Origin of the sequence: Pauljensenia sp. OF14-1SRA, from assembly GCF_027694595.1 — a bacterium.
Lineage (GTDB): Bacteria > Actinomycetota > Actinomycetes > Actinomycetales > Actinomycetaceae > Pauljensenia > Pauljensenia turicensis_B.
The window spans coordinates 227,213-251,483 of sequence record NZ_JAQEVQ010000002.1 but is presented as its reverse complement, the minus strand read 5'-3'; the positions used below and the strand labels follow the sequence as shown (position 1 = coordinate 251,483).

General features: G+C 58.2%; 20 protein-coding genes, 2 tRNA genes, 1 other RNA gene and 1 pseudogene. 10 read left to right on the top strand and 14 right to left on the bottom strand.

Annotation, left to right across the window (positions count from 1 at the left end; translation table 11 throughout):
• Nucleotides 1–147: 147 nt before the first annotated feature.
• From PG731_RS02520 to PG731_RS02500, 5 genes are all read right to left on the bottom strand, one after another.
• Entirely contained in the window at nucleotides 148–996 is an 849-nt protein-coding gene (locus PG731_RS02520) for a MetQ/NlpA family ABC transporter substrate-binding protein (protein ID WP_270771913.1), read from the bottom strand.
• A gap of 171 nt (nucleotides 997–1,167) precedes the next feature.
• Nucleotides 1,168–1,929 (bottom strand): methionine ABC transporter permease, encoded by a 762-nt coding sequence (locus tag PG731_RS02515; protein ID WP_270771912.1) that lies wholly within the window; start codon nucleotides 1,927–1,929, stop codon nucleotides 1,168–1,170.
• Nucleotides 1,926–2,918: a methionine ABC transporter ATP-binding protein gene (locus tag PG731_RS02510; RefSeq protein ID WP_101628696.1), complete on the bottom strand. Its 993-nt coding sequence runs from the start codon at nucleotides 2,916–2,918 to the stop codon at nucleotides 1,926–1,928. The genes PG731_RS02515 and PG731_RS02510 overlap by 4 nt, the downstream gene beginning before the upstream one ends.
• 235 nt (nucleotides 2,919–3,153) lie before the next feature.
• Complete coding sequence (locus PG731_RS02505) at nucleotides 3,154–3,621, bottom strand: fluoride efflux transporter FluC (protein ID WP_270771910.1); 468 nt, start codon at nucleotides 3,619–3,621, stop codon at nucleotides 3,154–3,156.
• Nucleotides 3,618–4,160, bottom strand: coding sequence for a fluoride efflux transporter FluC (locus PG731_RS02500; RefSeq protein ID WP_270771909.1), 543 nt, complete (start codon nucleotides 4,158–4,160; stop codon nucleotides 3,618–3,620). Before PG731_RS02500 ends, PG731_RS02505 begins: the two co-directional genes overlap by 4 nt.
• A gap of 78 nt (nucleotides 4,161–4,238) precedes the next feature.
• Here PG731_RS02500 and gluQRS point away from each other — a divergent pair, with 78 nt between their 5' ends.
• Nucleotides 4,239–5,186 carry a tRNA glutamyl-Q(34) synthetase GluQRS gene (gene gluQRS / locus PG731_RS02495; RefSeq protein WP_270771908.1) on the top strand — a complete coding sequence of 316 codons (948 nt, stop codon included), beginning with the start codon at nucleotides 4,239–4,241 and terminating at the stop codon, nucleotides 5,184–5,186.
• Between the two features lie 85 nt (nucleotides 5,187–5,271).
• The gene (locus PG731_RS02490; protein ID WP_101628692.1) at nucleotides 5,272–5,643 is read left to right on the top strand and encodes a hypothetical protein; all 372 of its coding nucleotides are present in this window, start codon (nucleotides 5,272–5,274) and stop codon (nucleotides 5,641–5,643) included.
• 142 nt (nucleotides 5,644–5,785) lie between these two features.
• On the opposite strand, the gene PG731_RS02485 is transcribed toward PG731_RS02490, so the two are convergent.
• The 5 genes from PG731_RS02485 to PG731_RS02465 form a co-directional block, all read right to left on the bottom strand.
• Nucleotides 5,786–5,858: transfer RNA gene (locus PG731_RS02485), tRNA-Arg, on the bottom strand.
• A 262-nt stretch (nucleotides 5,859–6,120) separates the two neighbouring features.
• A complete protein-coding gene (mgrA, locus tag PG731_RS02480) occupies nucleotides 6,121–7,191 on the bottom strand; it encodes an L-glyceraldehyde 3-phosphate reductase (RefSeq protein WP_101628608.1) in 1,071 nt (356 codons plus the stop codon).
• 44 nt (nucleotides 7,192–7,235) lie between these two features.
• An RNA gene (ffs, locus tag PG731_RS02475) (signal recognition particle sRNA small type) lies at nucleotides 7,236–7,331 on the bottom strand.
• 80 nt (nucleotides 7,332–7,411) lie between these two features.
• Nucleotides 7,412–7,496: transfer RNA gene (locus PG731_RS02470), tRNA-Ser, on the bottom strand.
• An 87-nt stretch (nucleotides 7,497–7,583) separates the two neighbouring features.
• Nucleotides 7,584–8,318, bottom strand: a complete 735-nt coding sequence (locus PG731_RS02465) for a glutamine amidotransferase-related protein (protein ID WP_270771905.1) — start codon at nucleotides 8,316–8,318, stop codon at nucleotides 7,584–7,586.
• A gap of 254 nt (nucleotides 8,319–8,572) precedes the next feature.
• Between PG731_RS02465 and PG731_RS02460 the strand changes: the two genes are divergently transcribed.
• From PG731_RS02460 to PG731_RS02435, 6 genes and pseudogenes are all read left to right on the top strand, one after another.
• Nucleotides 8,573–9,970: a uracil-xanthine permease family protein gene (locus PG731_RS02460; protein WP_270771904.1), complete on the top strand. Its 1,398-nt coding sequence runs from the start codon at nucleotides 8,573–8,575 to the stop codon at nucleotides 9,968–9,970.
• Nucleotides 9,971–10,266: 296 nt separating this feature from the next.
• A complete protein-coding gene (locus PG731_RS02455) occupies nucleotides 10,267–11,088 on the top strand; it encodes an ABC transporter ATP-binding protein (RefSeq protein WP_270771903.1) in 822 nt (273 codons plus the stop codon).
• Nucleotides 11,085–11,777 carry an ABC transporter permease gene (locus PG731_RS02450; protein ID WP_270771901.1) on the top strand — a complete coding sequence of 231 codons (693 nt, stop codon included), beginning with the start codon at nucleotides 11,085–11,087 and terminating at the stop codon, nucleotides 11,775–11,777. The genes PG731_RS02455 and PG731_RS02450 overlap by 4 nt, the downstream gene beginning before the upstream one ends.
• Nucleotides 11,774–12,376, top strand: a pseudogene (locus PG731_RS02445) (ABC transporter permease); the annotation flags it as partial. The gene PG731_RS02450 and the pseudogene PG731_RS02445, both read left to right, overlap by 4 nt.
• Nucleotides 12,377–12,547: 171 nt before the next feature.
• Entirely contained in the window at nucleotides 12,548–13,423 is an 876-nt protein-coding gene (locus tag PG731_RS02440) for an ABC transporter substrate-binding protein (protein ID WP_270771933.1), read from the top strand.
• 324 nt (nucleotides 13,424–13,747) lie between these two features.
• Nucleotides 13,748–14,512 (top strand): HNH endonuclease family protein, encoded by a 765-nt coding sequence (locus tag PG731_RS02435; protein ID WP_270771900.1) that lies wholly within the window; start codon nucleotides 13,748–13,750, stop codon nucleotides 14,510–14,512.
• A 117-nt stretch (nucleotides 14,513–14,629) separates the two neighbouring features.
• On the opposite strand, the gene PG731_RS02430 is transcribed toward PG731_RS02435, so the two are convergent.
• The 4 genes from PG731_RS02430 to PG731_RS02415 all read right to left on the bottom strand — a co-directional run bounded on the left by PG731_RS02430 (nucleotide 14,630) and on the right by PG731_RS02415 (nucleotide 20,434).
• Entirely contained in the window at nucleotides 14,630–16,558 is a 1,929-nt protein-coding gene (locus PG731_RS02430) for a dipeptide ABC transporter ATP-binding protein (RefSeq protein WP_270771930.1), read from the bottom strand.
• Nucleotides 16,559–16,569: 11 nt separating this feature from the next.
• A complete protein-coding gene (locus PG731_RS02425) occupies nucleotides 16,570–17,538 on the bottom strand; it encodes an ABC transporter permease (protein WP_270771899.1) in 969 nt (322 codons plus the stop codon).
• Nucleotides 17,531–18,457, bottom strand: coding sequence for an ABC transporter permease (locus tag PG731_RS02420; RefSeq protein WP_270771898.1), 927 nt, complete (start codon nucleotides 18,455–18,457; stop codon nucleotides 17,531–17,533). Before PG731_RS02420 ends, PG731_RS02425 begins: the two co-directional genes overlap by 8 nt.
• 345 nt (nucleotides 18,458–18,802) lie before the next feature.
• On the bottom strand, nucleotides 18,803–20,434 hold the full coding sequence (locus PG731_RS02415; RefSeq protein ID WP_270771897.1) for a peptide ABC transporter substrate-binding protein: 1,632 nt from the start codon (nucleotides 20,432–20,434) through the stop codon (nucleotides 18,803–18,805).
• Nucleotides 20,435–20,696: 262 nt separating this feature from the next.
• On the opposite strand from PG731_RS02415, the gene PG731_RS02410 reads away from it, so the two are divergent.
• Together PG731_RS02410 and betT are read left to right on the top strand one after the other, a co-directional pair.
• Nucleotides 20,697–21,812 (top strand): carbohydrate kinase family protein, encoded by a 1,116-nt coding sequence (locus tag PG731_RS02410; protein WP_270771896.1) that lies wholly within the window; start codon nucleotides 20,697–20,699, stop codon nucleotides 21,810–21,812.
• Nucleotides 21,813–22,045: 233 nt separating this feature from the next.
• On the top strand, nucleotides 22,046–24,229 hold the full coding sequence (betT, locus tag PG731_RS02405; RefSeq protein ID WP_270771895.1) for a choline BCCT transporter BetT: 2,184 nt from the start codon (nucleotides 22,046–22,048) through the stop codon (nucleotides 24,227–24,229).
• Nucleotides 24,230–24,271 lie beyond the last annotated feature (42 nt).

Genomic DNA, 24,271 nt, shown 5'->3' with positions numbered 1-24,271 from the left:
CGGAAGAAAAACTGAATAAATCAGTCCAACTTCCGGGGGACAGTTCACTTTCGGGGTGGCCCTCTCTTAAAGTAAGTTGGCTGGTCAGCTACCAAGCTCGCCAATCAGCAACGGTGGCCGGTCAGCAGAGCTAGTCAGCAGTACCGATCAGAACGCGGGGATGACGGAGCCGTCGGCCCAGGTCTGTTCAATGTAGGACTTGACCTCATCAGAATGGAGCAACTCTTCGAGCTTCGCGATCGCTGCAGCCTTGTCAGTGTCGGTCTTCCAAACGAGGACGTTCACTGCCGGGTTGTTCTTGGGGGACTCGACGACCAGGGCGTCGTTAGCCTGCGACAGGCCACCTTCCTGGGCGTAATTGCCGTTGATAACGGCGATGTCAACGTCCTGCAGGGAGCGAACCAGCTGGGCGCCTTGAACTTCCTGGAAGGTGAAGTCGCCGAGGATCTTCACGTTGTTCACGTTGGCGTCAGAACCGTCGGTCGGCAGTTCTACGAGGCCCTGCTGGGAGAGCAACGTCAGCGCACGAGACTGGTTGGTGACGTCATCGATGATGCCGATCTTTGCGCCTGCCGGAAGTTCATCCAGCGACTTGATCTTCGACGAGTAGATTGCGAGAGGCTCAAGGTGAATACCTTCACCGGCGGTGAAGTCGTAGCCGTTTTCTTTTTCAGCGATCTCCAGGTAGGGGACGGTCTGGTAGAAGTTCGCGTCGAGCTCGCCGTCGTTCAGGGCAGAGTTCGGCAGGACGTAGTCAGTGTACTCGACGATGTCGAGGTTCAGGCCCGCGTCAGCTGCCAGGTTGTCCTGGATGTACTGCAGGATCTTTGCGTGCGGTGCCGGGGTGGCGCCAACCTTCAGGGTGATGGTGTCGCCGGAAGCGGAACCTGCAGAGCCGGAAGCGGACGAGTCGGAAGCGGTGGAGCCACAAGCTGTGAGGCCGAGGGCAAGGACGGTTGCTGCACCAGCAGCGACAAGATTACGGATGGAACGCATGAGAATTCCTCTTTCTGTGTTGTTACCTAGAAACGTACTCACTCAACCCACGGGGAGCGCAGACGTCCGGGTATGAAGACTGTGTAACGAAATAGACCACTGAATGGTCAGTCGATTTGAAACGATTGATTGAACAGTGCTGGCCTTACGGTTACCCGACTGATGGTCGACTCAGCGATGATCCACCAGTCGGCTGATCATGTCACCAATCATCTGAATCAGCTGGACGATCACGATGATCGCAATAACCGTGACGATCATGACGTCGTCCTGCCAACGGTTGTAGCCGTAGTTGATGGCCATCTGTCCAAGGCCACCACCGCCAACGGCGCCCGCCATTGCGGAGTAGCCGATCAGGGTAATAGCAAGCGTGGTCGTGGATTGCACCAGCGCAGGTGCGGCTTCACGGACCTGAACGCCCCAGCGGATCTGGCGGTTTGTTGCGCCCATCATCTGAGCTGCTTCGATTTTGCCGGAGTCGATCGCAAGAATGTTCGATTCGACGAGGCGCGCGAAATACGGCACCGATAGGAGCACGAGTGGAACGACAGTTGCCTGCCAGCCGAGCGTTGTTCCCACAATGATGCGGGTAACGGGCAGTAGGACGACAATGCCGATGATGAACGGCAGTGAGCGAATGACGTTCACGATCGCCGACGTGATCTGGTAGACGGTCTTGTTCGGGGTCAGGCCATTCTTGGCAGTCTGAACAAGCAACAGCCCAAGCGGGATACCGAGCAGGACGGTAAACAGCGTGGAGAAGCCCATCATCGCCAGGGTTTCTCCGATTGCCGGCAGGAACTGCTTCGTCAGCGCCGGGTTATCCAGCCACTTCGGGTCGTTCACACCAGCGGAGTGGAGCCCAGCAGGTAGCAACCCTGCGGGCAACAGGCCTACAAGCGACGTGTAGAGGGAGGGAAGAACGGGTGTCATGCGGACCTCACCTCGGCGTAGATGTCGTGTTCACGCAGTTCAGAAAGAATTTGCTTCGAGTGGTAGCTGGGCACGGAGAGTGCCAGGCGACCAACCTGAGTCATTCCGATAGATTCGAAGGTTCCGGCTGTCACGTCGGCACCCATTGAGGCGGCGAGGTTCAGAACGGTCGCACCGGTGGGCACGCCGGGGTGCGATGTGAAGATAACGTCGAGAAGCGTGGTGCCTTCGCGCAGGTCAGCATCGTCAACGGACGGTGCGGGAACGAGTTCACGCGAGAGTGGGCTGGACGGGTCGGCAACGACCTCTTCGACAGTGCCCGTCTGGATAACGCGACCGTGACCGAGCAGGGTAACAGAGTCGCAGATTTCGCGGACGACAGCCATTTCGTGGGTGATGACCAGAACGGTCACACCTTCTAAGTCGCGAACCTTGCGGATGAGTTCCAGAATCTGGCGCGTCGATTCGGTGTCGAGCGCGGAGGTGGGCTCGTCACACAGCAAAACGCTGGGATTGTCCGCGAGCGCTCGAGCAATGCCGACGCGCTGACGCTGACCGCCGGAAAGCTGAGACGGATATGAGTCGCCTCGTCCAGAAAGACCGACAAGGGCAAGTAGTTCTTCAACGCGCGCTTTGATCTGATCCTTCGGTACGCCCGCAAGTTTCAGGGGGTAACCGATGTTCTGCGCCGCGGTGCGCGAGTCCAGCAGGTTCGCGGCCTGGAAGACCATGCCGATCTTGCGACGAGCTTCTCGCAGGGCTTTGCCACGCAACTGCGCCAGGTCGAGCCCGTCGACGACGATATTGCCGTCACTGGGGTGTTCAAGCGCGGTCAGGCATCGGATGAGCGTTGACTTGCCCGCACCAGACTGGCCAACGATTCCGTGGATGGATCCACGTTCAACGTGGAGGGTGACATTGTCGAGCGCAACAACCTCGTTGCCGCCTTTGACGGAGTAAACCTTTCGCACTCCGGCAAGGTCAATCATGACGCCCTCCTTCGATTCAGATCGTGCGCGCCGGATTTTCGGCGCGTTTTCGTGCTGCGTTGATGTTTTCAGCATAGGAGGCAAGTCCGCGCCACCCAAATTTTCTGTTACGTAACGCCACGATGTGAAATAAAAGTGAGCCTGACCTGCAGTTTTATGCGATCACATTTCGGTAACCGTCAGCGTGCGAACAGTAATCCAGATCGCGAATTTCGCCTTAGGCGACAGATACAGCTCATCCGATCCCCAGCAGATAGGAGACGAGTGCCGTTAATCCAAGTCCCAGCAGATAGGCGACGAGGCCGCTCACCCAGCCGACGACAATTAGACTCATTCCGGCGCGGACCCGATGAGCCCACACCTCGGTCCAAGCATCCAGGACCGCAGTTGAGAACGTGGTGAAGCCACCAAGGAAACCCGTTGACAGGACAAAGCGCACGGTTCCGGTGATGCCCGGATAGTCGACCTGCGACCCACCGGCGACAAGGACCGCGAGTAGCGGGAGGATCCCGGTCAGGAAGCCAAGCAGGAAACAACCGACCGTATTGACGACCACGATGCCGACGTAAGGGCGGAGGGGCTTTCCGGCCAACGCGCGCTTCTCAATCCATCTGGTTTTTACAGCCAGATCGAGTTTCCAGCGCGAGAGGGCACCGAGTGCTCCGCCGAGGGCTGTGCCGAGCACGCTGAAGAGAACGATCATTTTTCCTCCTCAGCGAAGGTTTCACGATCGACCATTCCGGCCGTATCAGAAGACGGAGATGAAACGCTGAACCCGGCCTCGTCAATCACCTCAAAGACCTCGAAAACGCCGAACTTTACGAAGCGGCCCAGCGCAAAACCGCACCCCGCGCACACGACGCCAAGGAAAAGCAACGTCAGCGACGCGAGCGCCGGAACAATCGCCCCAACAATAAAACCGGACGCGATCATCCCATTCGCGGTTGCGGCGATCAGCGTGCCGTAGGTCGTAAACGCTCCCAGGAAGCCGGTGGCAACCAGCAGGCGCACCCGCTCGCGTGAGGGATCGGCAAAAAGCGGCACGACCACACCAAGCACAAACGCACCGAGAAGATTCACGAGAACCGTCGACCACATGATGGGAACCGCGTGCGAAATGACCACAGAATCGGGGAAGAATACGGTCAGATAGTCCACGCCAGCGCGAACAAGCGCACCCAACGCGCCACCAACGGCAACATACGGCCAGATGCGCTGGACGGGCTTCGCAGAATCATTCATCGCGTCCAGTCTACAGTTCACGAGACTCGAGCAGGAACGATCAGTCTGCCCTATCGGCGCAGTTTGTACACTAAACCCATGACCAGCGGTTCCGTCATTCAGCAAGGCGTGGGGCGTTTTGCACCCTCTCCCACCGGGGATTTTCACGTCGGGAATCTGCGAACCGCGATCCTCGCTTGGGCCTGGGCGCGTAATAGCGGGCGCTCGTTTGTCCTGCGCATGGAAGATATTGACCGCGTGCGTTCGGGCAGCGCCGACCGCCAGATCGCTGACCTGAAAGCGATCGGACTGGACTGGGATGGCACAATACTGGTGCAGACGACGCGTTCTGCCGCACACATGCAGGCGCTCGATTACCTGGTCGAGCAGGGATATGCGTTCGAGTGCTACTGCTCCCGCAAGGACATTAAAGAAGCCGCGTCTGCTCCCCATGTTCCGCCGGGTCACTACCCCGGCACGTGCCTCAACCTGACTGACACTGAGCGCGAGGTTCGACGTCAACAGCTCGCCGAACTCGGGCGCACTCCCGCGCTCCGCCTTCGCGCCCCAGCAAGCGAGTGGACCGTATTCGACGAACTCCACGGTTCTTTCACCGGCCCCGTCGATCACTTCGTACTGCGTCGCGCTGACGGCGTGCCCGCGTACAACTTGGCCACGGTGGTCGATGACGGCTTCCAGCATGTCGACCAAGTGGTACGAGGCGACGATCTGTTGTCTCAAGCGCCCGCTCAAGCGGCGTTGGCAACGCTGCTCGGAATCGCGGTCCCGACTTACGTTCACGTGCCACTAGCATTGAACGAGGCGGGCTCTCGCCTCGCGAAGCGCGACGGAGCCGTCACCCTCGCTGACCTGCATGAACTTGGGTGGACCACGGAGGATGCCCTCGAATGGATTGGTCGTTCCCTGGGGATCGAGGGAGCGCGAACCGCCATCGACATTGCAGACACTCTCCCCATCGACGCCCTGCGAGCACTCCCCCTTGACCCGTGGATTGTCACCCCGCCCACCGGACTCCCCGCATTCTGAGCCAACCGAGTTTCGCCTCCATCCTCCACCCTCTGAACAGGAGCATGACCAGCAGAAGTAGGTGGCCTCGTGCCACACTTAACCCATGGATTTCTTCCAGAAGCTATTCGGATACAAAGAACCGACACTCATCGTTGCCGAGTCGGACAACTGGACGCAATTGGAGCCGTCGCACGACCTTGACGTCACGATTGCACGTCGTGCGCGCAAAGAAAAATGGCCTCCAACCAGCGCAGATGCTCCTGCAGAGTTTCACTGCATGCTCATCGTGCACGGCGGGTTCTCCGATGGCTACTTGGAAGTGAACTGCCTGGGTAAGCCGATCGCCACTTTCAATCACGAACAGGTCGCAGACACTATGGAACGCATGCGCGCTGACAACGGCCTGCGAATGACAGCGGTCAAAACAACAGCTTTCCTCGACGCTGACCGCTGGATTGTCACCGTCAATATCTGACACGGCACGCTCATCGGAGCAAAAAGCGCATTCAGTAGAAATAGAAAATCCGCTCAGTTCAACGTAAAATCATTAGAACTGAGCGGACTATCAGTAGAAACGCAGAACCCCCGCCGGTGGATCGCACCGATGGGGGCCGCTGCGCGCTCGAAGGGACTCGAACCCCCAACCTTCTGATCCGTAGTCAGATGCTCTATCCATTGAGCTACGAGCGCATCGCCGTTTGGCTGAGAACAACTTTACGCGCGAGGCCCCGCAATGACAAACTCGCAGATGGGGCTTGCATCACATCAATAGTCCATTGCGGACTTATTCAAGCCATTTATTCCTATTTTAGTCTCCCTGTGAATGACCGAAACCACATAAAGAAGGAGCCTCGTACCACCGTCGCACACGCTTTTCGCGTACGAAAACGGGGCACGAGGCACCCTCTCAACGTGTAGTCGGCGCGATCTGAGTCAGATGTGCCGAACAGGATCACACGAGCGAAGCCGCAAAGGAGTGTTCGTCAATCAAGGCAAGCTCGTCGGCACTGAACGCTAACTTGTCGAGCGCACCAACGGAATCGCGGAGCTGATGCGACGACGAGGCACCAACCAGGACAGTCGTAACGCGCTCATCACGGAGTAGCCACGCCAGCGCCATCTGCGCCAGAGTCTGGCCACGGTCCCGAGCCAGAGCATTCAGGGCGCGAAGGTGCTCAACGCGCTCGTCCGTCAGGACATCAGTCTTCAGGTAACGCTGCTCAGCGACGCGCGAACCAGCAGGGAAGCGATCATCGCCGAGGTACTTGCTGGTCAGCAGGCCCTGCGCGAGCGGGCTGAAAACAGCCATGCCCAAACCGAGCTCACCGCAGGTATCAATCAGGCCCTTTTCAACCGTGCGATCCAGCATCGAGTAACGCGGCTGGTGGATAACCAGGGGCAGGCGGATTTCGCGGGCAAGTTCAACCGCGCGACGAGTCTGCTCCGGATCGTAGGAGGAAATACCAACGTAGAGCGCCTTGCCGGAACGAACAGCCTGATCCAGTGCTCCGATCGTTTCTTCCAACGGAGTCGTCTCGTCGTAGCGGTGCGAGTAGAAGATGTCGACATAGTCGAGGTGCATGCGCTTCAGCGACTGATCGAGCGAGTTGAGGATGTACTTACGACCACCGCCACCCGCACCGTAGGGGCCTTCCCACATGTCGTAACCGGCCTTGGACACGATGACCATTTCATCGCGATACTGGGCAAAGTCGTGGTCCATGTGGCGACCAAAGTTCGCTTCGGCTGAACCGTAAGGAACACCGTAGTTGTTCGCCAGATCGAACTGGGTGATACCTAGGTCGAAAGCCGTGCGCAGGATGTCGCGCTGATCCAACAGTGAGCGGTCATCGCCGAAGTTGTGCCAGAGACCGAGTGAGATCATGGGCAGGTCGAGGCCCGAACGACCGCAACGGCGATATTTCGCGCCTTCAGCGGTATAACGGTTCGGATTTGCTCGCCAGATCGGATCAAACTGCTGTTCCGCGACGGGCGTGCCAAGTTCTGAGACTGCGTTCGTCATGTTTTCCTTCCCGTTCCGCGCCTGTGCGGAATATAAGCGGAAAATAAAAGGACCCTCCGCGCACCCGGCAGCGCACCCTTATCCTTGCTGCCTTCCGGCCCTGGGGAGGTTCAGATGATACCGTCACACGGAGGATCGCTCCCCAGTCTACACATGCCACCACACAAAGGCGATTCGGGAAAACAAAAGTCCCGCCACCCAAAGGATGACGGGGCAACCGCGGAGGATGGGGGATTCGAACCCCCGAGGGCTTGCACCCAACACGCTTTCCAAGCGTGCGCCATAGGCCACTAGGCGAATCCTCCAGCACGCACATCAGTGCGCTTGCTTATCTTAGGCTGAAACGGTCTGAAAATGCTAACTCAGCACATCGAACACCCTAATGGGATAGGTCACGCACCAAAAAGGCGAACGAAATTGCGGACTAGCTTACCCGCCTGATGGTCACACGCCCCTAGGCGTCCGGCAAGCATCAGCGATTCCACATCATCGGTGCCCGGATAGCCCGCATCTTCATAGCGTTCAAGGGCAGTACGAATCGCATCGGAATCGATTTCCGGGTTGAACTGCGTCGCATAGAAGTTGTCTGAAAACCGCATGACTTCAGCAGGACAGGTCAGCGATTTCGCCAACAAGACCGCATCTTCGGGGAGCTCTTCAACGGCCTCCGTGTGGTTCACATAGGTGTAGAACGTGCGGGAAACGCCTTCCAAGATCGGATCATCCGCATGCTCGGCAACCACATAAATCTCGGTGATCTGCGCGGGCTCAGCCCACTTGGTCGTCACCTGGCCACCCATCAGAACAGCCGCAACTTCCGTTCCATACCCGGTTGTAAAACAGGGAACGTGAGCAATCGTCACATCTTGAAGAAGATGGAACAGTTCAGCTTCAGCGCGCTTCTGCGTCGCCGACTTGTGGACGTCGGACGTTGTCGTCCCATAGGGAGATCCGCCAACGATGATGCCAGAATAGGCCTCAACATCAATGTCAGGCAGACCGAGCATGTCGAGTCTGACCTGTTCAAGCTCGCTTTCTGCTAGGCCGGTCGTTCGCTGAAACGAACGGTATTCCGCTTCAACTTCAACGTCTTCGGGACGTGTCGACACCAGCAAGATAGGTTTCATACGTCAAGGATAGGTAAAGACTTGGAAATGGTCTAATAATTCTCAGAATGAAGACTGCCGATCCGCAAGGGGCCTCGTCGCCACACCGCAGATGAAAATATGCAGTCCTAACTTTGCACCAAATTACATCTTCACGCCTATCTGGTCACAGAATGGACGCCAAACTACCGGCGCAATATCGGCGCGGGCTAGTCTGGTGTTCTGACCGGTGAAACGGCCCTGCCCATCAACTGATCAGATCGGAGAGCTCTTCCATGAGCGAAAATTCCCGTGGTTTCTTCCGCTGGACCCTGCACGGTGACGGCACTTCCATTGCCCCCGGCGAGGTTGTCTCCCCCAGCGAGCGACTCACTTGGCCTCGAACAATCGGCATCGGCATTCAGCATGTTGTTGCAATGTTCGGCGCAACCTTCCTCGTTCCACTGCTGACCGGCTTCAACCCGTCAACAACTCTCTTCTTCACCGGCTTCGGAACCCTGCTGTTCCTGCTCATCACAGCCGGACGCCTTCCCTCATACCTCGGCTCCTCCTTCGCGCTGATCGCACCGATCGGCGCGGTGACCGGCTACGTTGCAGGCGGTGGCCAGGCCATCGACGACCATCTTGCTTCCCTAGCACAGGGTGGCATCATCATGGCCGGCGGCTCGCTCTTTATCATCGGCCTGATCGTTCACTTCGCGGGTGCTGCTTGGATCGACAAACTGATGCCCCCGGTCGTGACCGGCGCAATCGTCTCCCTGATCGGCTTCAACCTTGCGCCTAGCGCATGGAACAACGTGAAGACCGCCCCGGTGACCGCAGTCGTCACGATCGTTTCGATCCTGCTGATCACGGTCCTGTTCAAGGGCATCATCGGTCGCCTCGCGATCCTCATCGGTGTTCTGATCGGCTACGCAACCGCCTGCGTCCGTGACGAAGTCGACTTCTCCGCCATCGCAAACGCCGACTGGGTTGGCGCCCCAGTGTTCCGCGCACCGGCCTTCGACCTGTCGCTGATAGGCCTGTTCGTCCCGGTCGTCCTGGTCCTCATGGCTGAGAACATCGGTCACGTGAAGTCCGTGTCCGCAATGACCGGCGAGAACCTGGATGATGTCACCGGTCGCGCACTCTTCGCCGACGGCCTGTCCACGATGTTCGCAGGCTTCGGTGGCGGCTCCGGTACGACAACTTACGCCGAGAACATTGGCGTTATGGCCGCAACCCGCGTCTACTCGACCGCCGCTTACGTGGTCGCAGCAATCACCGCTCTCGCCCTGTCGATGCTGCCGAAGTTCGGCGAGATCATCGCAACGATCCCGGCCGGTGTCCTCGGTGGCGCCGCAACGATCCTCTACGGCATGATCGGCATGCTCGGTGTTCGTATCTGGGTTCAGAACCGCGTTGATTTCTCCGATCCGGTTAACCTGAACACCGCTGCGGTCGCCATGGTTGTCGCCATCGCCGACTACACGCTGATTGCTGGCAAGATGACCTTCTCCGGTATCGCGCTCGGCTCCGTTGCAGCGATTGCCATCTACCACGTCATGCGCTGGATCTCGAAGGCCCGTGGTACGAACCTCGAACAGGTTTCGCCCGCATCGGTTCCCGCTGGCACAGAACTTGAGTCCGAGCCCTACGCGAAGCGTCGGAAGGCACCTTCAACTGAAGCATGATTGACGCAGAGTCGGCTCAGTCCGACTACGGCCTCGGCTCACGCCCAGTAAGCGCCAATTGACAAGGCCAGTTACACAGCGAATAGCCGGTGACTGACCCCCTGCGGGGTTGGTCACCGGCTATTTTCATGCAATTCCCACAGTGAAGATGCGCAAGGTCACTAAAACTCGCTGACATTGGTTGAATATCTTGGGAAGCCTTGGCGTTAATACCAGTAGACCTTTGAATGGTGCCTAGGGTCAATAATGTCCTGCGCACCTCCCCTTCCATGTCTTCGCCGAAAGGAGACATCTCGGTGATTACTTTCGACCACGTCTCGCATGTGTTCCCGAACGGGACGACGGCGTTGGATGACGTTTCTCTGCACGTTGAGCCTCATACGACGACGGTCCTGCTGGGCACGTCGGGGTCGGGCAAGACAACGCTGATGCGGATGGTGAACCGGATGCTCTCCCCCACGTCTGGGCGCGTGATCGTGCGCGGGCAGGATGTTGCGGATGTGGACCCGGTGAAGTTGCGTCGCTCGATCGGATACGTGCTCCAAGATGCTGGACTTTTCCCGCATCGCAGCGTTGTTGACAACATTGCGACGGTTCCGCGTCTTGAGGGTGCCTCGCGTAGAGAGTCGGCGAAACGCGCGCTAGAGCTGATGGACCTGGTTGGTTTGGATCGAGGCCTCGCGAAACGCTATCCGACACAGCTGTCAGGTGGCCAGCGTCAGCGCGTGGGTGTTGCTCGCGCGCTCGCAAACGAAGCGGACATTCTGCTGATGGACGAACCTTTCGGCGCACTGGACCCGCTGGTTCGCGCCGACCTGCAACGGGAACTCCGCGACCTGCGTGACCGCGTGGGCACGACCATCCTGTTCGTTACTCACGACTTAGATGAGGCGTTCATGCTCGGCGACCAGATCGCTGTTCTGCAAACCGGTGGCGTCCTAGCGCAGGTGGGCGCGTCCGAGAACCTCGTGACGAACCCCGCGAACGACTTTGTCGCGTCTTTCGTCGGCTCGTCCGGCCAGCGCCGTCTGAGTATGAAGTCCACGTCCGCGGGCACGCTCATCTCTGACCCGGATGGCCGTCCGCTCGGCCTGTTGCCGGAAGGCGAACTCCGATGAGTTGGCTGTCGCAAAACTACTTACTACTCTGGGAGCTCACTGTCGCGCACCTACGCATCGCGATCCCAGCGATTCTAGTCGCGGTCATCATTTCAATCCCGGTCGGTTGGGCTGCGACGCGTTCGAAGCGCTGGGGTAGCCCACTGTTGACCGCACTGTCGTTGCTGTACGCGATTCCCTCACTGCCGATGCTTGTTGTGATCCCCGTGATCGTAGGAATTGCGCTCCGGAGCGAGCTGAACATAATCATCGTTCTTGCGCTCTACGGGATCGCGGTGCTGATCCGTCAGGTCGCGAATGCGTTGACGTCTCTGCCAGCTTCGGTTCTCGAGTCTGCGGACGCCGCCGGCATGAGCTCGTGGCGTAAATTCATCGGAGTCGAACTACCACTAGCCTTGCCCGTCATCGTCGCGGGTGTGCGCGTGGTCGTTGTGTCGACGGTGTCGCTGGTCACCGTAGGTGCGTTCATCGGGATTCGCTCGCTGGGCACGCTGTTCACCGACGGATTCCAGCGAGGTCTGGTGTCCGAGGTGTTCGCCGGCTTGGTTGCAACCGTTCTGGTCGCGCTTGTTTTGGATGCGCTGACCATCGCCGTGGGCGCCCTGCTCACCCCATGGACGAGGCCGGGATCCGCACCTCATCGCTCCCCTGTTTCTAGCCCGCGTTTGAAGGCGGAGGTGACCGCATGAGCTTGCTCATGGATGCATTGACATGGCTGTTTGCTGGTGGCCATTGGACGGGGTCCACGGGGATCCTCATGCGCATTGTTCAGCATCTTGGCGTAACTGTCGGCGTTGTCGCCATTGCCGGCTTGATTGCGTTGCCAATTGGTATTTACATCGGGCACACCGGCCGTTTTGTCACGCTGATTAGCGCGACGTTCGGGGTGGCGCGAGCGATCCCGACGCTAGGTGTTCTGACTTTGATCGGCTTGTGGCTGGGCATTGGCTTGTCAGCGCCATTTTTAGCGCTTCTGATTTTGGCGGTTCCTCCGATGCTGTCAGCAACGTATTCCGGTATCGGGTCAGCCTCTCCGACAACGGTGGATGCTGCTCGAGCCATCGGCCTGACCGAAATGCAGGTCGTACGCGAAGTGGAACTGCCCGCCGCTCTTCCCTTGATTATTGGTGGCTTGCGCTCGACGACCCTGCAGGTTGTCGCCACCGCAACGCTCGCAGCGTACACCGCTGACGCTGGGCTGGGTCGTTTCCTCTACACAGGTCTAAAAACCCGCGATTACGGGCAGATGATTGGTGGCGCGATCCTGGTTGTCGCCCTCGCATTGATTCTGGACGCCCTGTGGGTGCGAGCATCACGCAACCCGCGCCTGAATGGCGAAGGCGCTGGGAACGGTGAGCGGCCTCGTCGATTCTTTGGACGACGCACAACGAAGAACGAAAGCAATGCGCGCACCGCAACTCGCTCGGCGGGAAAACGCAAGCGCAAAGCCGTCACAGCAATGCTCAGCGCCACCGCTCTGACGGCCAGCGCGTGTGCGACCGCAGCAACCTTCGACCCAAGCTCACAATCGAACGGGCGCGAGACGATCATCGTCGGATCGCAGGACTATTACTCGAACGAAATCATCGCCGAAACCTACGCCATCGCCCTTGAGGAGGCCGGATTCGCGGTCACTCGCGAACTGCGCATCGGCCAGCGCGAGGTCTACATGCCAGAAATCCAGGCGGGCGCGATTGACGTGTTCCCCGAATACACGGGTTCACTGTTGCAGTACTTGGATGCCGATGCGACGCAGACCGGCGCAGACGAGGTGTACGAGGCTCTGAGCGCCACTCTGCCGGACGGACTGCGCGTGCTGAACGCCGCGCCTGCTGCCGACCAGGATTCGTACGTTGTGACGACCGAGTTCGCAAACGAGCACTCGCTGAGGACGATCAGCGACCTCGCATCCGTGGGATCGGTGAAGATCGGTGGCAATTCGGAGCTGGCGACGCGCCCCTACGGTCCGGCTGGACTGAAGTCCCTGTATGGCGTGACCGCGACATTCACGCCGATCGAGGACTCGGGTGGCGCGCTCACGCTGAAGGCTCTGCGTGACGGCGACGTGCAACTGGTTGACATCTATTCGGCTGACCCGTCGCTGGCAGGTTCGGATCTGACAGTCTTGGAGGACCCGAAGGGGTTATTCCTAGCCTCCCACGTGGTGCCAATCGTCTCCCCGCGAATCGACGAGGCCGCGGCTGCCGTGATCAATCGCGTGTCCGCCACCCTCGAGAGCGCGGATCTGGTGGAGATGAACCGTCAATCGACCGAAGATGGCGCGCCGGCGGCTACCATTGCTCGCTCATGGTTGGAGCGCGAAGGGCTGATTTAGGGCGAAATCTCGGCCTTGAGCGCGTTGTGCAATTTGGTTTCTACATGGTAGGGATCAGACTTATTAACGCATGGTTCGTGCGCTGATCAACGGTTGCACGTACCTCCTTATGGATGACACCGGAATTACCGGCTCGAAGAAATACAGGCTCTTCAAGTCGTCTTCACCGTAGACGCCTGTTTGTGGATAACCTCCCTTTGTCCTCAGCGTGCGTCACACTAGTAAGGACCACATACTCTTCTTTAGTCGCCAGCGATGCTTGCCGAACTTGCACCTCGCCTCGCCAATGCGACTGATATCAGCCTGCGGAAAGGAGTGCAGCACGTGGGAAAACGACGTACTTCGTCACGCGGTCGTGGCAGGGCTCATGGGAGAGCCCTCCGCATCGGTGACATCGCGGTCGCGTTGTTCATCATCTGTATCGGGTCGTATTGTGTTTTTCCCTCGTTCCGTTTTATGCTCGGCCACCTGTGGAACGATGTTGGCTTCCTAGTCCCCCACTCAGTTTCCGTCGATGATCTGCCTCCCAGCGAAGCTGCGAGGCAACTGAAAGCACTCACCGTTCTCGATCATGATGACGCACCCGACTACGATCGCGACCAGTTCGGGCAAGCCTGGGCAGACGAGGACCATAACGGGTGCGATACCCGGAACGACGTGCTCGCGCGCGATCTCACAAACGTGACGTATAAGCCGAAGACACGTGACTGCGTTGTCCTGACGGGAACCTTGGACGACCCATATACGGGTTCCACGATCAACTTCCAGCGCGGACAGGACACATCCGCTCTAGTACAGATTGACCACGTTGTCGCGTTAGGAAACGCATGGAGGTCGGGCGCATGGCAGTGGGACGATACCCAGCGTCAACGCTTCGGGAACGACCAGAACAATTTGTTAGCTGTCGACGGTCAAACGAACAAAGACAAGGGTGCAGCATCCGCCGACAAGTGGCTACCCCCGAACGCTGACTTCCGGTGCGCCTACGTCACGAAGCAGATCAATGTGAAATACACGTGGGGGCTCACCATTACCTCTGCTGAGCAATCAAAGATGGCAAGCGTTCTAGCAGGCTGTAAAGCCTCATAGCTACCGCGATCAGGGTCGTCGATATAACAAGGCGGGCGGAGCGACTCTTGTCGCCCCGCCCGGCCTCGTCAACTATTCACTGGGTTCATGCGCACTCAGGCGCACAATCGGCGAACCTCAGAGGTTCAACTGAATCTGACGTCCAGGAACGGCCTCGATCAGCTCGCGCGTGTAATCCTGCACCGGATTATTGAACAGCGCGTCCGTCGAGTTCTGCTCCACCAGCTTGCCCTTTTCCATAACGACCACGTCATCAGCGATCTGACGAACAACCGCCAAGTCGTGGGTGATGAACAGGTAGGACAGACCTAGCTGAGCCTGAAGATCATTCAGCAAGTACAGGATCTGGTTCTGAACCAGAACGTCCAGAGCCGAAACTGCCTCGTCAAGAACGATGACCTCGGGGTTTAGGGCAAGCGCGCGAGCCACAGCCACACGCTGACGCTGACCACCGGACAGCTCGTTCGGATAACGGCGCATCGCGGAACGTGGCAGAGCAACCATGTCTAGAAGCTCAGACACGCGCTCGATACGCAGGTGCTTCGGATTGAATTCCTTCTTCTCCGCGGCAGTCAAAGAACGTCCAGCGTTCTTTGCTTCCATCAGAGCCGAGATCCACTTTTCAGGCTCACGACCGGTCGCCATCGCACGAGCAAACTCCTGCTCGGCGTACGCCATCGTGCCGTAACCGTGGACGCGAAGCGGTTCTTCGATGATGCGGAAGATCGAGAACATCGGATCCAGCGAACCGTACGGGTTCTGGAACACTGCCTGCAGGCGACGACGCAGAGCAAAGAGCTCCTTGTCGCTCATTTCGGACGTGTCCTTGCCGTCGAAGAAAACCTTGCCGGACGTCGGCGACAGCAGGCGCAACACCATGTTCGCTGCGGTCGATTTACCGGAGCCGGACTCGCCCACAACCGCCAGGGTCGTACCGCGACGTAAACCGAAGGTCACGTCATCAACGGCGATCAGCTTCTTAGCCTCACCCTTCGAGCCACGGATATCGAACTCACGGGTCAGGTGCTCAACGCGAACGATTTCCTCGGTCGACGTTGCGCCCTTACCTGCGCCCGTCAGCTCTTCCTCCGTCACAGAAATACCGCGAGCGTGAGCGGACTCAATACGAGCCGACGCCAGCGACGGAGCAGCCGAAACAAGACGCTTCGTGTACGGGTGCTGCGGGTGTTGCAGGATCTCCAACGCGGGGCCGGATTCAACGATGCGACCACGGTGCATAACCACCAGCTGTTCGGCGCGCTCAGCAGCAAGGCCAAGGTCATGCGTAATGAACAGAACGGCGGTGCCCAGTTCGCGGGTCAGTGAACCAAGGTGATCGAGGATGCGACGCTGAACGGTCACGTCCAAAGCGGACGTCGGTTCGTCAGCGATCAGCAACTTCGGGCGAGCCGCCATTCCGATAGCAATCAGCACGCGCTGACGCATACCGCCGGAGAACTCGTGCGGGTACTGCTTGGCGCGACGCTCTGCGTCCGGCAAGCCGGCCTCTTCAAGAAGCTGAGCCACGCGCTCACCAGTCTGGGACTTCGGAACAACGTTATTGGCGACAAGAGCTTCCTTGACCTGCGTACCAACGCGCAGAACAGGGTTCAGGTTCGACATCGGGTCCTGGGGAACCAGGCCGATACCGGAGCCTCGCAAACGAACCCATTCCTTCGTGGTGAGGTTCGTGATCTCTTCACCGTCGAATTCGATGGAACCGCCGGTGACCTTACCGGTGCCCGGGAGCAGGCCGATGACCGCAGCAGCAGTCGTCGACTTACCGGAACCGGACTCGCCCACGATGGCGACCGTCTGGCCGGGGTAGATGGTCAGGTTTGCACCACGGACAGCCGGAACGATACCGGTCGATGTAGTGAAGGTGACCTCAAGGTCAGTGATCTTCAGAAGCGGGTTGGCGTCCTCAGGGTGAACCTCTTCGGGAGCAGCCGATTCGCTAACGGTCTGAGGAGCATCAGCCTTACCTTCGCCGAGCACCATCTTGTTGATGGACTCTTCGATGGCGTCCTCGTTCGGAGTAGTCATATTCTCTTCGCTCACTTGCGTGCCTTCGGGTCGAGGGCGTCACGAACCGCATCACCCATCATGATGAAGCTGAGGACGGTCATCGCGAGAGCCAAAGCCGGGTAGAAAAGAACCATCGGGTTCGTACGCAACGACGCCTGTGCGGCCGAAATATCGGCGCCCCACGAAACGACCGTTGACGGAAGACCGATACCCATGAAGGACAGGGACGCTTCGGACACGATGAACGTACCCAGAGCAACCGTCGCGTACACGATGATCGGAGCCATCGAGTTCGGGATGATGTGGCTCATGAGAATGCGAGCCTTCGATGCGCCGGTGGCGCGGGCAGCGGTGACGAACTCTTCATTCTTCGCCGACATCACGGCACCACGAGTAATACGCGCGATCTGAGTCCAGCCGAAGAGGGACAGAACCAAGATAACCATCCAGATGTTTCGGTTTTCCTTGAACATCTGCATGAAGACGATTGCTGCCAGGAGCAACGGAATTGCGAAGAAGATATCGGTAATACGCGAGAGCAGAGCGTCGAACCAGCCACCGAAGTAGCCGGCGATCGCGCCGATCACGCCACCGATGATGACAACGAAGATAGTCGTCAGAACACCAACAGAAACGGATGCGCGGGCACCGAAAATGATGCGAGCGTAGATGTCACAACCCTGACGGTTGAAACCGAAGGGGTGGCCGTCGGACGGACCCTTCAGCGAGTTCGAAAGCTCGCAGAAACGCGGGTCCTGGCTGGTGAACACGTTCGGGAATGCTGCGATCGCGATTGCGATCACGATGATGATCAGAGCCACCCAGAAGATCGGGCGCTTGCGCAGGGACTTCCATGCCTCGCCCCAGAGCGATGAAGGCGCGCGATCATCGGCAACGGCGTCAACTGCACCAAGACCGGTTTCGTCGATATCGGAAACGAAGTGGCGTTGACCGGTTCGGGTGCGTTCGATGTTTGCGGAGGGAATGTAATCACTCATAGCGGATCCTCGGGTCGAGCACGGCGTACAGCAAGTCAACAACAAGGTTGGCGAAGATGTACACGAGCACCAGAACGGTAGTCACGGAAACGACGGTGGCGGGTTCGCCCTTGACGATGGCCTGCCAGAGCGTGCCACCAACACCGGAGATATTAAAGATGCCTTCCGTGATGATCGCGCCCCCCATGAGGGCACCAAGGTCGCCACCAAGGAACGTTGCAACCGGGATCAGCGAGTTGCGCAAGATGTGGCGGGTCATCACCGTGCCACCCTTCAGGCCCTTCGCGCGAGCGGTGCGGACGTAGTCAGCAGACACGTTCTCAGAAACAGACTGGCGAGTCAGACGAATCACGTATGCCAGCGAGACGCCACCAAGCACGATTGCCGGCATGGTCAACGACTGAAGGCTGACGTTCGCGCCGACTGTAGTCGGGAATACTCCTAGTTTCACACCGAGAACGAACTGCAGGACGAAGCCGAGGACGAAGGTCGGGACGGAAATCAGCAGAAGCGAGAAGACAAGAATGGTGGAGTCGAAGATGCCACCGCGGCGAACACCGGCAACGACGCCGGCAAGAATACCGAGGATTGCTTCAATTGCCATGGCGTACAGTGCAAGCTTCACCGTAATCGGGAAGGCACGCGCCATCACTGCGGTTACCGGCTGTCCGGAGAACGTCGTACCGAAATCAAGCGTGAACACGCCCTTGAGGTAAAGCAGGTACTGCATCCAGAACGGCTTATCGAGGTTGTACTTCGCAGCAATTTCAGCGTACGCAGCTTCAGAAAGCCCTCGGTCGCCGCCAAGGGCTGCGACGGGGTCACCGGGCATGAGGTACACCATCGCGAAGATCAGGAACGTGGCTCCGAAGAAAACCGGGATGGTCTGAAGGAGTCGACGTCCGATGTAACGCAACATGGACAGTCCTTTGAGATGTGGTTAGGAACTAGAGTCTTCGCCGCCTTGCTTATGAAAACTAGCAAGCAAGTGGGCACAGCCCACCTGTGGCAAAGACGCACTTACGCCATCATAGGGTAAAAACTCGGCAAACGGGAGTTTGATTAACTCGTCACCCACTAAATGGACAGTAAGAAAAAGAACAGAATTGTTATCAATGATTCACCAGGCCCCGCCCACACTCACGGCAAGAGAGCGCGGTGACGAGGCCTCGTAAACGCAATGGTGGCGGGTGGGAAGGCTCCCACCCGCCACCATTGGCAAGTCCTCTAGGCGTAGTCAGTAATGACTAGCGCCTGGCCAGACTCACTCAGCCTTGGTGATCTCGTTGTAGATCGGCACGGAGTTCCAGCCGAAGACAACGTTATCGACGTTCTCGGACCAGCCACCAACAACGTTGGAGTACCAGAGCGGGATGACCGGGAGGTCCTTGAAGAGGACTTCCTGAGCCTTGTCGAGGATGGAGTTTGCTTCGTCGTTGGAGGAAGCAGAAGCTGCCTGCTGGAGCAGGCCATCGAACTCTGCGGACGAGTAGTCGGTGTCGTTCGAGCCAGCGCCGGTGCCGTAAATCGGTGCAAGGAAGTTGTACTTGCCCGGGTAGTCAGCCTGCCAGCCGGTACGGAAGGCGCTGGTGATGGTACGGTTGGTGACCTCGCTACGCAGGGACTTGAAGTCCGGGTACGGGGCGCCAACGGCGTCGATTCCGAGCGTGTTCTTGACGGAGTTGGTGACTGCGTCAACCCATGCCTGGTGGCCACCATCAGAGTTGTAAGCGATTGAGAAGGTGCCGGACCACGGGGAAATGGCGTCTGCCTTTGCCCAGAGTTCCTTGGCCTTGTCAGCGTTGTAGGTCAGGACCTCAGAGCCGGGAACCGAGTCGTTGTAGCCATCGACGACCGGGGAGGTGAAGTCCTTGGTCGGGGTACGGGTACCCGAGAAGATGGTGTCGGTGATGGTGTCGCGGTCGATCGCGTAGGAGATTGCCTGGCGACGCAGGTTGCCTTCTTCACCGGAGAAGTGTTCCAGAGACGACGGAATTGCGAAGGACTGGAAGATTGCTGCCGGCTGGTTCACGGAGCGACCGGAGAGGTCTGCTTCGTAGGTGGCGAATGCCGAGTCCGGAAGTGCGTCGAGGACGTCAAGGTTGCCGGAGAGCAGATCCTGGTATGCGGCGTCGAGCGAGGAGTAGAAGATAATGTCCACGCCACCATTCTTGGCAACGTTGTCACCCTTGTACTCAGGGTTCGGGATCAGGTGGATCTGAGCGTTGTGCTCCCAGCCACCTTCGGCGACCATGTAGGGGCCGTTACCAACGGGCTGCTCGCCACCGGTTTCCATGTCTTCCAGGGTCGAGTCCGGAAGCGGGAAGTATGCGGCGTAGCCGAGGCGCTGCGAGAAGTCAGCTGCCGGGGCCTTAAGGGTGATGGTGAAGGTGTAGTCGTCAACGACTTCGAGGCCGGTCAGATCGCCGGCGCCTTCATCATCGGAGCCAGCAATCGGCTCGAAGAAGTAGGAGGAGAGCATCGCTTCGGATGCACCCTTCTTCCATGCGTCAACGAAGTTGTGTGCTTTGACCTCGGAGCCGTCGGAGAACTTCTGTCCTTCCTTCAGCTTGACGGTCCACACGGTCGAATCTTCGTTCGGCTCGATGGATTCGGCCATTTCCATATGGGTTGCGCCGGATGCATCGTAGTAAACGAGGCCTGCGAAGATGGCGTCGAGGATCCTGCCGCCACCGGTTTCGTTGGTGTTTGCCGGGATCAGCGGGTTCTGCGGCTCGGAACCGTTGGTTGAAATGATGCCGGTCGACGAGCCCGCAGCTACGCCGGAAGCATTTGAGCCGGAAGCGTTTGAGTTAGCGTCGCCACCGCCAGAGCAGGCTGCGAGACCGAGGGCAAAAACGGCCGGAACTGCCAGCCATGTCCTCTTGAGGTTCATGAAAGACTCCTCCAAATTGATGGATTAGACCCGTAACGTCCAGTCGCGGGTTACGGTTGCGAGCCTAACCCGCCACGCCTTGAAAGTCTTTCCCAGACCATAAAGTGGACATTGCTATTTGGTCACAAACGGTCACGTTTTAGTAAAGACTTGTCTACGGAGGCATTACTTAAGACTCTATTCAAGGCCGAAAATACCGCTTCGGACTAGGATTGCATCAGCATTGACCATCGTCTCTACACGCATGCAAGGACCACTCATTATGACGTCACCTTTAAATACTGCGCCACGCATCTGCGTCGCCGGTCCTCTTGTTTTAGCGCTGGTCATGGGCCCTTTGGAGCACGAACCTCGCCTTGGTGAAGAACAGATCGCGCCGGCATCTTCCTTCTCCCCCGGTGGCTCAGCGAATCGCGCCGTTGCGCTTGCTCGCCTTGGTCTGAACACTCAATTCTTGTGCTCGATTGGTATCGACGAGGCCGGGGCCATTGTTCGTTCGATGCTCACAACAAGCCGAGTTGATTTGAGCCATGCGCTTCGAGTGCCTCATCAGGCGATCACGGTTTCTCTTGGTTTTGACGGGGATCGCGCGCTCACAACATCTGGAGATCTGACGGTTCCATCGCTTTCGACCCTTCGCCAAGCTCCTCACGCGCTTGTGGCAGAGCTCCATGTGCTTGGAGCTAACAGTGAGACCGTGGAAAAGTGGCGGTCGAATCCGGTTCCCCCAGTCACCATGCTTGAAGCTCCGCCCGCAGCGCCGATTCCGCCAACGTGGGTTCTCTCGGAGTGCCGTTGGGATTCAACTGGTCAGTGGAAGAGCTCCGACCTTGATGCTTTGGATAACGTTGATGTCTTCACGTTGAACGAGCGCGAAGCAATGAATTACACGCATAAAGAAAATGCGCGTCAGGCGGCTCGCCAATTGGCATGGCATGTTCCGGGTGTCATCGTGACGCAGGGAGCGCAGGGTGCAACAGCCATTATTGAAGGCGAAGAGTTCTCGCTTCCAGCGGCCCCGGCGAAGACGATTGATACGACGTCGGCGGGACACGCGTTCTCCGCGGCTCTTGTGTGGGCGCGAATGCAGGGACTTTCCCCCGAGGCGGCCGTGTCGATGGCTCTGCTTGCATCTGCTCGATCAACGGAAACAATGGGGTCCTTCACGGATGCACCGACGTTGGATGGTTTGAAGAAGTGGACCGAATCCTGCGATGTGCCAGACGGATACGATCTTGCATTCATGGATTTTGACGACGTCACGCTTGAAGAAGAAACCACTCAGCGACCTGACCCCGCAGAACCTGACACGGATCTTCGTGACGATTCTGGTTTCGAGTTGGCAAAGGGAATCGCGGATATTCTCGCTCAGGAATGATGAATGGCCAAGGTTTTCCCCGTATCACCCCATCGCAACTAAAAGTGTGGGTCATTTAACCTGAACAGGTTCTGATGCCCATGATCTAGCGGGAGAACTGCGCATATAAATGGGGGATTTCACCCAAAAAAAGTTGCAGGCATAGGGAATCGTTGGAACGCTGAAGAAAAGCGCGCGCCTTTTTACGTGCATTTCACGGGCGTGCGTGTCCCATCGTCGACCGAAAGCACCCTATGAGTTCGCCTGACATATCAGCGAAGACAGAATCATCCTCATGTGACCCAACGCCAATAGTGACGCTTGAAACCTCAGATCTGACCGGAGACGTTCAGGGAGTGAAGCCTTCGCTGAATGTCACAGTATTTGGCATTTCAGCCGTGGTTATTCTTGCTGTTTCTTTGGCGTCGGTTTTTGCCCCCGACACGGTGCAGTCGCTTTTTGACGCGACGGTGACGTGGACCAGTAAGTGGTTCGGCTGGTTCTACATTCTTTTGATCACGGCTGCGATCATTTTTGTCATCGTTCTTGCCCTCACCCGTTTCGGCAACATCAAGTTGGGTCCGAATAACTCGACGCCGGACTTTTCAACGTTCTCGTGGGCAGCGATGCTGTTCGCCGCGGGTATCGGCACGGGGATCATGTTCTACGCGATCGCCGAACCGGTTGGACAGTACATTGCTCCCCCAACAGGCGAAGGTGAAACGATTGAAGCTGCTCGCCAAGCTGTGACGTGGACCCTGTTCCACTACGGCATTTCCGGTTGGGCACTCTATGGTCTTGTTGGCATTGCGCTTGGCTACTTCGCGTACCGCAAGCACGATCGCCTGACCGTTCGATCCACTCTCCGCCCATTTCTGGGAGATAAGATCGACGGTATTTTCGGTGACATCATCGATATGTTCGCCCTTGTTGGTGGCGTATTCGGCATCGCAGCCAGCCTTGGTATTGGTGTTGTCCAGCTGAACGTTGGCCTGACGATCATCTTCGGGATCCCACAGGGCCTTGTTGCGCAGATCGGCCTCGTTTCCCTTTCTGTCATCATGGCGACAGTCTCCGCTGTCAGCGGAGTCGACAAGGGCGTTCGAATGCTCTCGTCGATCAATGTCTTCCTGGCGATGTTCCTTGCCCTCTGGGTGTTGATAACCGGAAACACGACGTTCCTTCTGGATGCGCTGGTCGCGAACGTGGGTGACTTTGTCACGCAGTTCCCCGTCCTCACTTTGGAGACATTCCCCTACCAGCGCCCCGATGAGTGGATGAACGCGTGGACCCTGTTCTTCTGGGCATGGTGGATCACGTGGGCCGCATTCGTTGGCATGTTCTTGGCCCGCATTTCGCGCGGTCGCACGATCCGTCAGTTCGTTATCGGCACGCTGATCCTGCCCTTCACCTACGTTCTGGTGTGGGTGTCTATCTTCGGCAACAGCGCCATCGACCTGATTCGTTCGGGTAACGTAGCGTTCACGAAGATCGCGTACGCCACCCCCGAAGGTGGTCTCTACGCCTTGTTGGACGCGCTCCCACTTGGCAAAATCCTGATTGCGATTGCTCTGTTCGTCGGCGTTCTTTTCTATGTGACCAGCTCCGACTCCGGCGCACTGGTCATGGCGAACCTGTCGATGCGAAACCTGCCTGACCGGCAGGATGGCGTCGCCTGGCTTCGAGTCTTCTGGGCAACGTTGACCGGCGCTCTGACGATCACCATGCTTTTGGCGGGTGGTATTTCAATCCTTCAGCAAGCAACGATCGTTATGGCTTTGCCGTTTTCCTTCGTTCTTATCCTGATCGCAGCCGCCCTCTGGAAGGCGTTGCGTTCGGAAGCCTCGAAGGCAACTGCGCGCACCCGCGCCATCACATCCGGCCTGATTTCGATGAGTGGCACGGCAGCCGGTCGCGTCCGACTGTCATGGCAGGACCGCTTGAGTCGCACGTTCGATGCCGTCAGCCCGACGCGCGCCAAGCGAGCACTCGACAACCGTGTTGTGCCTGCCCTTGAAGCGGTTGGCATGCGCCTGCAGGAAGAAGGGCTTGTTTCTGAAATCCTGATCGAAGGCTCCGAAGCTCACGATCCCGACGACGATCGTCGCTTCCTCGGTCGAGCTTCTCTTGTTGTGAGTGCGACGCCTGAGGTCATGGAACAGCTGATTGCGCGCCTGCTTGATGTCCCGATTTCGGGAGCAACGATCGACGCTGAGTCCTTTAGATACGTGGTGCGCATGATTGTCATGCCGGTTCCTACGTTTGGTGCCACGCTCTCGGATGAGGATGACACGACTGTCCGTCTTGAAGTTCGCCCGCACGGTGGCGGTCAGGGCTACGACATCATGAACTGGACGGCAGATCAGGTGGCTCACGACGTGCTCGACCATTTCGAGCGTTGGGTCGAATATCTGGGTGCCACGTCCACCGTCGAGTAAGCGGATTGTTGCGAGGTACGAGGCCCCCTCGACAGATTGAGG